The sequence below is a fragment of the Streptomyces sp. CB01201 genome (assembly GCF_002803085.1).
GTDB lineage: Bacteria > Actinomycetota > Actinomycetes > Streptomycetales > Streptomycetaceae > Streptomyces > Streptomyces hundungensis.
In genome coordinates, this window is sequence record NZ_NNBJ01000025.1 from 92,846 (window position 1) to 102,344 (window position 9,499).

General features: G+C 70.1%; 8 protein-coding genes and 1 pseudogene. 2 read left to right on the forward strand and 7 right to left on the reverse strand.

Annotated features, from left to right (window positions below):
- Positions 1–321: 321 nt before the first annotated feature.
- Positions 322–1,130 (forward strand): IS5 family transposase gene (locus CG740_RS35570; RefSeq protein ID WP_442802873.1). Its coding sequence is split into 2 segments (ribosomal slippage): positions 322–676 and positions 676–1,130, totalling 810 coding nucleotides; the frame shifts between segments, so codons are not numbered across the junction.
- On the opposite strand, the gene CG740_RS35575 is transcribed toward CG740_RS35570, so the two are convergent.
- The 4 genes and pseudogenes from CG740_RS35575 to CG740_RS35590 form a co-directional block, all read right to left on the reverse strand.
- A complete protein-coding gene (locus tag CG740_RS35575; protein WP_267895440.1) occupies positions 1,109–2,947 on the reverse strand; it encodes a Helicase associated domain protein in 1,839 nt (612 codons plus the stop codon). The genes CG740_RS35570 and CG740_RS35575 overlap by 22 nt on opposite strands.
- Before the next feature lie 292 nt (positions 2,948–3,239).
- Entirely contained in the window at positions 3,240–3,872 is a 633-nt protein-coding gene (locus CG740_RS35580) for a hypothetical protein (protein ID WP_100579445.1), read from the reverse strand.
- A 7-nt stretch (positions 3,873–3,879) separates the two neighbouring features.
- Entirely contained in the window at positions 3,880–4,863 is a 984-nt protein-coding gene (locus CG740_RS35585; protein WP_100579457.1) for an ATP-binding protein, read from the reverse strand.
- An 83-nt stretch (positions 4,864–4,946) separates the two neighbouring features.
- Positions 4,947–7,041 (reverse strand): annotated as a pseudogene (locus CG740_RS35590) (transposase).
- Here CG740_RS35590 and CG740_RS41305 point away from each other — a divergent pair.
- Positions 6,922–7,272, forward strand: a complete 351-nt coding sequence (locus tag CG740_RS41305) for a hypothetical protein (protein WP_234376684.1) — start codon at positions 6,922–6,924, stop codon at positions 7,270–7,272. The pseudogene CG740_RS35590 and the gene CG740_RS41305 sit on opposite strands and share 120 nt — an antisense overlap.
- 145 nt (positions 7,273–7,417) lie before the next feature.
- Here CG740_RS41305 and CG740_RS41310 read toward each other — a convergent pair whose 3' ends face one another.
- From CG740_RS41310 to CG740_RS35600, 3 genes are all read right to left on the reverse strand, one after another.
- Positions 7,418–7,897, reverse strand: coding sequence for a TnsA-like heteromeric transposase endonuclease subunit (locus CG740_RS41310; RefSeq protein WP_234376679.1), 480 nt, complete (start codon positions 7,895–7,897; stop codon positions 7,418–7,420).
- A 129-nt stretch (positions 7,898–8,026) separates the two neighbouring features.
- Complete coding sequence (locus tag CG740_RS41785) at positions 8,027–8,320, reverse strand: hypothetical protein (RefSeq protein WP_234376680.1); 294 nt, start codon at positions 8,318–8,320, stop codon at positions 8,027–8,029.
- Positions 8,296–9,435, reverse strand: a complete 1,140-nt coding sequence (locus CG740_RS35600; protein ID WP_234376681.1) for a DNA-binding protein — start codon at positions 9,433–9,435, stop codon at positions 8,296–8,298. The genes CG740_RS41785 and CG740_RS35600 overlap by 25 nt, the downstream gene beginning before the upstream one ends.
- Positions 9,436–9,499 lie beyond the last annotated feature (64 nt).

Genomic DNA, 9,499 nt, shown 5'->3' on the forward strand with positions numbered 1-9,499 from the left:
GCTGATCAGTTGGCTGGTTGGGGCTGGCGGTGTGGTCTGTGGTGGCGAGGGGCTGACGTTGCTTGCGGGCTGGGGGCGGGCGGGGTCTGTGAGCTGTGGGTTTCCTGCTTCGGGGTGGCCGTAGGTCCGTTGGTCAGTTCTATCGGTTTGCCGGTCAGTTTCGTTGGGCGGCTGTTGTAGCTGATCAGGGATGTGGATTCGTGGATGCCGAGGGTGCTCAGGAGGTGTTGTTGGTGGGGGTAGAGCTGGTTCCAGGCTTGCTGCTGGGTGCGGATCCATTTAGACGTGGTTTCTTTTGGCGGCGGGGGTCGTTGTGTTGGTATGACGAGTCTTGCTGAGCGCCTGGTCCCTGATGAGCTGTGGGAGTTGTTCCGGCGAGTGGTGCCGGAGACGGTGGTGATACGCCCGCAGGGTGGCGGCCGTCGGAGGGCCGGGGACCGCGAGTGTCTGGCTGCAATCGTGTTCGTGGCCACGTCAGGGTGTTCATGGCGACAGGTGCCACCGCTCTTCGGACCGGCGTGGCCCACGGTGTACCGACGCTTCGCGCAATGGAGCCAGGCCCGGGTGTGGGCCCGGCTGCACCGCGTCATCCTCGACGAGCTCGGTGTGCGGGGCGAGCTGGACTGGTCGCGTTTCGCCGTCGACTCCGTCAGCGTCCGCGCGCTCAAAGGGGGCAGCTGACCGGACCGAATCCGACCGACCGGGGCAAGAGCGGATCGAAAATCCACCTTGCCGTGGACCGCAACGGCCTGCCCGTCGCAGTCGCTGTCTCCGCTGCGAACACCCACGACAGCCTCGCACTGCAACCGCTGATCACCTCGATCCCGCCCGTGCGCAGTCGATGTGGACCCCGGCGCCGACGCCCCGGAAAACTCCACGGGGACAAGGGCTACGACTATCCCCACCTGCGACAGTGGCTTCGCGAGCGAGGCATCACACACCGCATCGCCCGCCGTGGCATCGACACCTCCCAGCGACTGGGCCGGCACCGCTGGGTGGTCGAGCGAACCATGTCCTGGCTGAACGGATGCCGACGCCTGCACCGCCGCTACGAACGCAAACCCGAGCACTTCCTCGCGTTCACAGCCATCGCCACCAGCCTCATCAACTACCGACGACTCACCGAGTGAAACGACGTCTTAGTGGTCGTGCCGGGGAAGGCGTGGCCGGCGGTGTGGTGGGCGTGGGCTTGGTGATAGCTGTGGTTCCAGGAGACCCGCCAGGGTGGGTTCCACCACGGGTCGATGGCAGACAGTGCACGGCTCCGTTCGGTTTCCTTCTCCGCCACACGGGCCCGGCTGCGTTGACTCATCAACCACTGCCCAAGAGGAAAACCGCCCTGGCGTGTGCTCTTGGACGTGGCGAGGTGGCCGTGGACGGCGGCAAAGGCTCGGGCGTGGTCCAAGCCGGCCGCGAAGGCCTGAGCCAGGCTCTTGCGGCGAGGGTGTGCTGAGCGGGCGTGCGCGGGCCGGATCCCGAGATCTGCGAGCAGGCGTTGCTGGCCTACGTGAAGGGCGTCATACCGGGAACACTGCTCATGGAGCCACTCGCCCAAGGCGAGACTGGTGCCGGGGAATCCTGCCGTGGCGTCGACGGGGCCATGCTTTCGAACGCGTACCAGGGCGCGGTGGTACGTCCGGCGCCAAGAGATGGGCCAGGGACCGTTCCACCAGGGATCGATGCGATGCAACGCCTGTGCCCGCTCTATGGGGAGCGCTGCTACTCCGATTCTCTGATTGGCCAGCCACGCTCCCAGAGCAAATCCCTCGTGACGGCCGTACTTGGGAACAGCGAGATGCCCGTGACGCGCCGCGTAGGAACGGGCGTGTGCCAGGCCGACTTGATATGCCTGCTCTGCACGGGACAGCCTTCCTCCCACTGGAACACTGCCGACGTGCTGGAGGCGCAGCTCCCGCACCTGCGCCGCAAGCCCACGAGGCCGGTGCGCGACCGGAACCGCCCACACATCTTCCTCGGGCACTGCTCCGCGCTCCCGCCGCACACACGCCCGCACCCAGGCGAACAGCGCTCCTGCGCTGGAGGCGGCAAGCAGTTCCACCAGCCACGGGCGGCCCAGACGGCGAGCCAGCTCGGTCAGCAGACGGGGAACCTCGGCCAGCGTGTGCGGCATCTGACCGTGCGTGTCTTCCAAGACGCGTTGTCGCCACAACCGGTCACACAGAACCGTCGTGACCGCGACAGCCTCCGGATACGTCACCACGTCCCGGGCGAGCACCGCTACCTCACCCTCGGGAAGATCGGCGCCGAGACGGCCAAGTCGCGCCGGCCAGAGCACCTCGTCCCGCCAGTGCACATCCCACCAGGAGGCAACGACCGCCTGGGCCACGGCAAAAGCGTTCTTGCACGAGCCGCTACGGCGCAGCAGCGGCAGAAGGCGCTGGTGCGCACGGATCACCTCCGGGAGCCCGGCGAGGCCCACCTGTCCCTCGACCAGCGTGACTCTGTCCAGCGCCAGTGAGTCGAGAGACCAGCACTGGTGCTTGATGCAGATCCTTGAACGCAGCTCGGCGTACAGACGGGCAGAACACGGAGCACCTGTCCGAGCCGCTGTACACAGACGGCATCCCAGCATGACCGTAGGAACCGCGCTGCCGGAGGCGAAGCGCACGTTCGGCTGCTCACCGTTCGCGTTCGTATCAGCGCCCCCATCCCAAGAAGGCAACGCCCGGGACAGATGCGACTCCGGCACCTGGCAGAGGGAGGCCACTCGGTGCCGCACAGCGGGCGCCAGGAACACCTCGCCGAGGAGACAGTCTTTTCCCCAGACACCACGCACGCCAGGGCCCGCCATCGCAGCCAACAAGCCCGTCACGGTGACGTTGTAGCGAGCGGCCAGCCGGTTCACGAAGGACATTGTCGTTTCACCTGCCAGCGGGGCCAGCCGGACGACACCGGCCGCGGGCCGCGGGGAAAACGGATCCGTCACCTATCACTCCACAGCCTCGCCGGCATGCGTAACCGGCGCAGGCTGTGATTCCGGGGTTATTAGTTGGTGTGGTGTGAGTTGCTTGAGCTGGGGTGTTGCGGATTCTCTGATAACGATTCCGGTGCTTGCGGGACGCTGAAGGGGGTGGTGATGGGGCGTCTGGTCTGCGGTTGTTCGGGGTTCGTTGATAACGGAGGTGTGGTGCTGGTGATGGTGTCTGGCATCGAAAGAGCTGGTGCGGTTTTGTGCTGGTCAGCGGCTTGTTCCGTGGTCAGGGCTTGTGTGGGTGGGCCTACACCGGTATCGGCTGGAGCGGGTTGGCGCCGGTCCAGTACAGCGCGGTGTCGATGTCGCGTGCGGTCCAGCCGGCGGCGGGTGCTGCGCCGTGCTCGAGGAGGTCGTCGAGGAGCTGGAGGTAGCGGCCGTAGCGTCCCGGTGTGGGCGTGAGGGTGAAGCCGAGGGTGTCCAGGCCGTGTTGGACGCGGCGGTCGTAGACGGCCATCCGGTGCGGTGCTGCTGCGGTGAGGATGGCGGAGGCGAGGGCGTCGCCGGTGCGGAAGCCGGGCAGTTCCCAGATGATGCCGCGTCCGGTGCGGCCGGCCTCGCTGCGCGGGAGGGTGGTGTCGCGGACGGCGGTGACGGCCCGTTCGGTGACGGCTCGTACGTGGGTGTCGGGCAGGGACATGAGGTCTGTCACCCAGCGGGTTTGCGCGGAGAGCCGTTTCCAGACGACGAGGGCTGCGATGTCCGTCTTGCCGAGGCTGCCGGTGTGCTCGGTGCGCTGCGCGACGTCGTGGAGGACCTCGTCGTAGTGAGGTGAGACGCCGGCGAGGTAGCCGACGCGGGCGGGGGTCAGGGTGTCCCAGGCCTGCCGGCAGAGGGCAGCGAAATCGTCGCCGCCCGGCGTCTCGGTGGTCGTCTTCATGTCCGCATCATGCCGTTCTGGCGGGTTGGCGGGTTCGGGGGCGGCTTGCTTCTTCGGCGAGGTGGTCGAGCTGGATGGCTTCGAGCGCCTTTTTGGTGATGCGTTCGGTGCCGTCGCAGATGGCGGTGATGGCGGCTTGGCGGATGAGGCGGGCGAGGGATCCGATGCGGCCGGCGGTGCGCTGGTGGAGGTAGGAGGCGTGGCGGGGGAGTGTGCCGGGTGTGTGCTGGGTGAGGTCGAGGGCGTTCTCCATGTCGGTGATGAGGTCGGTGAAGGGGCGGGTGTTTCCGTGGCGGGCGGGGAGGGGGCCGCAGGTGATGAGGCTGGCACGGCCAGCGAGTTGGGCGCCGCGTATGCCGCTGAACAGGGGTGTGGCGGCGACGTCGATGCCGGTGTAGACGAAGGTCGCTTTGATCCGTTCGGTGAGATCCTTCAGCAGGTCGGCGGCTTCGGCACCGGTGGTCGTACGCGGGTTGAGGCGGTGGATCTCGTCGATGAGGACCAGGTGGACGCCGGCTTGGGTGTAGGTGTGGCAGACGGCGCTGGTGATCTGGGCCTGGGTCATGCGGGTGGTGACGGGGATGCCGAGGTAGCGGGCGAATTCGATGGCGAGGGTTTTCGCGGTGGCGCCGGGCGGCACCAGCAGGTACGCGACCGGCACCTGCTGGTGGGTGCGTCCGGGCGGGGCGGGGTGTTTGCGGGTGTGGGCGAGGTGGCAGGTGCGTCCGACTTCGAGGAGGGCGGTGGTTTTCCCGGCCGTGGCGGGGCCGGTGACGATCAGTGAGGGCCGGGCGGTGGTCTGCTGGTGGCGGCCGAGCAGCATGAGGGTGCGGACCTGGGTGGCGAGGGTGTTGATGGCGGGGGTGCGGACGGTGACGAACGCGGAGTGGTAGGCGAGGCGTTCTTCCGTGCTGCGGGGTGCGTCGCCGGGCTGGGGCGGGGCGAGGGGCGGGGTGGTGGCGAAGTGCTGCCAGCCCTGCCAGGTGGTGATCGGCCACTCCGGCTCTGCCGCGTGCGTGCCGGGCAGCGGTGCCTCGGTGTCGGTGGTGGCGTGGTGGTTGTGTGCGGGGCTGGTCACCAGTTGAGGGCTTCCTGGGCGGGGTCGTAGAGGCCGAGTCCGGTGTACGGGACGGGCGCGTCGCCGTTGTCGATGGTTTCCTCCTCGCCATCAGCCTGCTCTAGGTCGTCAGGCAGGTCGTCGAGACTGTCGTCGTCCCATCCGTCGGCCTGAGGGCCCGGGGTGTGGGGCGTGCGGTGATCGGCCGCCGGCGGGGGCGTTTTCAGCGGTGCGGTGCGGGTGATCAGGCGTTGCTCGCCTGCGGTGGCGGTGCTGGTCTGGGCGCGGCGCATGAGCTGGTCGAGGGCGTCGGCGAGGTCGGCCTCGTGTGTGTCGCGGTCGCCGTGGCGGGCGGTGATGGTTTTGATGTGCTGCCAGGTGGCGCTGTTGAACGGCTGGTGGATGTGGTCGCGGTGGATCCACGGGATCTCTGTCAGGTGTCCGTCGGGCAGGCGGATCCAGACCTGGCGGGCGTCGCGGGGGTTGGTGTGGACTTCCCATTTCCCGCCGCGCGGTGACGGGTGAGGGCTGGCCGCGGTAGGGGGCAAGACAGTCGTGGTCGTAGGTGCGGTGGTCGATGCGGATGCCGCGTTCGGTGATGGCCTGCCAGCGCACCGGCAGCAGTTCGAGATAGTCGCTGCCGCTCAAGGGGAGGGGAACGTAGCCGGCCACGGCGACCAGCGCGGCCCACATCTGGTTCGGTGTCAGCGCCTTCTTCGGCAGGGTGGGGTGGCGCAGGCCTTCGTGGGGGCGGTGGTGGTAGTGGATCAGCCATTCGTCGAGCAGGTCCTGCAACTGGGGGACGCTGAAGCAGGCCTCGGTTTCGGCAGCGGGTCCGCGGCGGGTGACGTCGGATCCGGTGTAGCCGGGCAGGTGCTGGCAGAGCAGGGCGTTGATGGTGCCGAAGGTGCGCTCCACGATGCCTTTCGCGGCGGGGGCGTGGGGCGGGGTGGGCTGGACGCTGATGCCGAGGGTCTCGCAGGCGGCGCTGAACGCCGTGGACAGGTAGATCTTGCCCCGGTCCACGACGATCGTCTCGGGCACCACGACCGGCCGGGCGGCGGCGCCCTGAAGGCGTTCGTCCAGGGTTATAAGCCGCTGTAGCTGGGGGAGTTGGGTGTGGGCGAGGCGCAGTGCGTCGGGCCAGGTGGGGCGGGCCGGGTGCGGGACGGCCATTTCGGCGAGCAGCAGGGCGGCATCGACGGCCTTGGTTCCGGCGGGGCGCAGGACGGCGGCGAGGATGGCGCGGGTGGCGACGTCGACGGCGATGGTGAGTTCGGGCCGGCCGGTGGTCCCGTCGTCGAAGACGGCCAGGACGTCGAGGCGGGTGGTGTCGACCTGTACCTGCTCGCCCGGCCGCAGCGCCACGGTCGGGGTGAACGCCCGTCCGCCGGTGGGGGAGGGGAGAGTCCGGGCGGGGCGGTGGGGGTGTTCGGCGGGACCGGCGAGCTGGTGGACGAGCCGGTAGAAGGTGGCCTGGGAGGATATCGGCACGGTGCCGCGCCCGTGCCGGTCGGTAAGGATCTGCGCGACCAGGGGCGTCAGGCCTTTGACGGTGTCCTTGGAACGGCCGCGCTGGCGGCGCAGCGCTTCCTCGATGGCGGCGATGACGCGTTCGTCGGTGCGCCCGGTAGGCACGGGCCGGCGGGTGGTGCGGTGGTCGACCAGCCCCCACAGTCCCTGCTTGCGGTAGGCCAGGCGCGTGCGCTGCACCGTGGTCCGGGAGACCGGTCCGACGCCGATCGCGGTCAGCTCTGCTGCCTTGGCCTCCTCGCGCTGCGCGAGCGTGAACCGGTTGGGGTCGTACTCGGCTCGGGGCACCCCGCCGCTGTCCGTCCCGCCGGGCAGTCCGGACTCCACCTCGCGGATGTGCCGCTGCCAGGCCAGTGCCTTGCGCCGCGCGTCCTCGGACGCGGTTTCGAACAGTCCCCACTGCGTCACGGCCTGGGGCATCTCGGCGCCCACGATGGCGAAGGACGCGTCGGCGAACAGATGCCCGGCCACGACCGTCTCGTCTTCGCCTGTCTCACCAGCGAGGTGGACCTGCTGACCCGCCACAGCGATGACCTGCCAGGTGCTCTCACGGAAGCGGACGTGCGCTCCGACCTGCAGCACCGGCCGCCCGCCACGCCGCACGCTCACCACCCATCCCCGCTGCCCGGGCCGCCACGGCCGTTCACCCTGCCGGTGCCGGTGCCGGTGCTGACGAAGGACCCTCTCGTTAAGCGGCGTCGCCAGGTCGGTCGTCAGCTTTCCGTGCCACAGGGCGTGGAAGACAGCGGGCAGGACTTCGATCGGGTCGCCCACCGCTTCGGCGCCCTCGATCAGCGGCCGGCTGTGTGAACGCCTCACGGACGGCGGCTGAGAGAGAGGGACGGCCGGCGTTGCGGGGGTGGCGGTAGCCGGCCAGCCATTTCAGGTTCGCCGAAAGCGTCTTCTCCAGCGGCTTGAGGCGCCGGTAGCTCCAGCCGGCCTGCACGCACGCCGCCTACAGGACCGTCGCAGCCCGCTGCGCCCGCTCGCCGCCGGCCTCCGGGTGGCTGGGGCAGTCGGCCAGCACAGCGGTGCCGTCGCGGTGGCGGGCGAAGAGCTGCGGCACCCACGAGCGCACCTGGCCACGCGCATCCCGCCACAGCAGACGGACCGGCCGCCCGGCCAGGCCGACCACCTCGGGGTCGCGGTCCAGCAGCATCAGCTGTGCCCGCATCGCAGCCGGCCCGCAGGCCACATGCCGGCCGGTCGTGGCCGACCACCACTGGCCGGGCCCCCACCGCCGCCCCGGCACTACCGGGAACGCCGACACCGGCTCCAGCTCTTCGAAGGCCACCGCGAGGACCGCGTCCGCCCACCGCTGCTGCACCACTTGCCCGATGGGGTCGACGAAGACCGCCTCCCACTCGGATCCGGTGTCCGTCTGCATGTGCTGTGAGCGGCCACCTGCTGCGGCCGCTGCGTCCTTGCTGCCCACGCGACCCAGTCAAGCCCGTCCCGCCTCACTGGCGGGCGGCTTCACGGATTTTGATCACGAGCGCCGGGCGATGGGGTATGCCCTGCGGATCACGGTCCGTGCACACCCTGCCTGCCTCCTGACACTTGCTCACCGCTCCTTTCCCGGCCGCCCGTTGCGGTGGTCCGCGAGTGCCTCGGCCAGGACATCGGCCGGCAGGCGGGCCCAGCGCGCCAGATCCTCCAGTGCCATCCCGGCCCCGAGGGCTGCCGCTGCGGTCTCCTGTACGGCCTGCTCGATCAGCGTGGCGGCATGGCCGAGGTTGCCCAGCAACTGCTGAGCGGCGTCGGCGGTCTTGCCGTACTGGGCACCGCGCAGCTGGGTCAGCTGCTCTTCGGCGTCGTTGACCAGGCTGGTGATCAGCGCCCGCTGCTCGGCCGGCACCGCAGAGCGCCACGTGGTGCCCGAGCCGGGCGCGCTGCGTTCCTTCGACAGGACACACGCAGCTGGGCGGCCATGGACGCGGGCTGGTGCTCCTGCCTCAGCCACCACGGATCGTTGCCGTAGGCAGGAGGCCCGCCGGCGCCACGGCGCAGGCGGATGACGGCGCCCATCCACGAGGTCAGCGGGCCGCCGTAGTCGGTGGCGGCCAGCGGCCCCAGCCACCCCCGCCCGACCCGCTCGCCCAGCCGGCGGCAGAACGCCCCGTCGGCGGGCAGCGGCTGCGGCCGCCCGGCCCCGCTGTCGGTCCATGCCAGCTCAGCCATGGCCGGGTCCAGCAGCGCGGCGGCCACGGCCACCACCTCGGGGAAGACGACCGCGTCCCGGTCCACGATCCGCCACCGCTCCAGTTCCGTCCCGGCGTTGCCGCCCGCGACCTGGTGCAGCCGCCGCGGCCAGAGCGCCTCGCGCTCCCAGTGCAGGGCCTGCTCCCACCACCGGGCCACCACCGCATAAGCCAGAGCGAACACCCTCGCCGGCTCTACTCCGGCCCGTGCCGCCCGCTGCGCCACCTTGGCCCACCGCCGCTGCGCCGCAGCCACTTCCGGCACACCCCGCACGTCCAGATACTCAAGAGGCTGGTCGGCGTCCGCGTCCAAGAGCCACCGCCCGTGCCGGACACACACCCGCTCCCAGCGCGGCGCGTACTGCACCGCCCGCACCGCCGTCCCCGTACGCCCGGCGGTGCACAGGCGGCAGCCGAAGGCGACCGGCCCGGCGACCGCGCCCCCGGTCCGCCACGCCGCCGCCGGCACCCCGTTTCTTCCGGCCGACAGCTTGGAGTCCTCCTGTCCCCAGGACGGCAACGCCCGCGCCAGGATGTCCTCCTCGACACCGCACAGGTCTGCCAGGAGCTGCCGTCCGGCCACGTTCAGCAGCACCTCGGCGTCGGCCCGCGCGCCCCCGCCGTCGTGCCCCGGCGGGTAGTTGCGCCACTGCCAGCACGACCGCAACACCTTCGCTTCCATCCCGTAGCGGCTCGCGATGCGGCAGATCAGCGACGAGGTCGTCTCCCTCGGCAGGGGAGCGGTCCGCAGCAGGCCGGGGTGATGGGTCACTCCATTACTGATCTTTTCGTAAGTTCGGTGGGTGTGGTGGGTGGATGGTGAGTCCGGTGTGGGT

Coding starts and splice junctions, on each gene's coding strand:
- CG740_RS35580 (WP_100579445.1), bottom strand. CDS start 3,872: ATGAAGACGACCACCGAGACGCCGGGCGGCGACGATTTCGCTGCCCTC.
- CG740_RS41305 (WP_234376684.1), top strand. CDS start 6,922: ATGCCCGGCCACGACCGTCTCGTCTTCGCCTGTCTCACCAGCGAGGTG.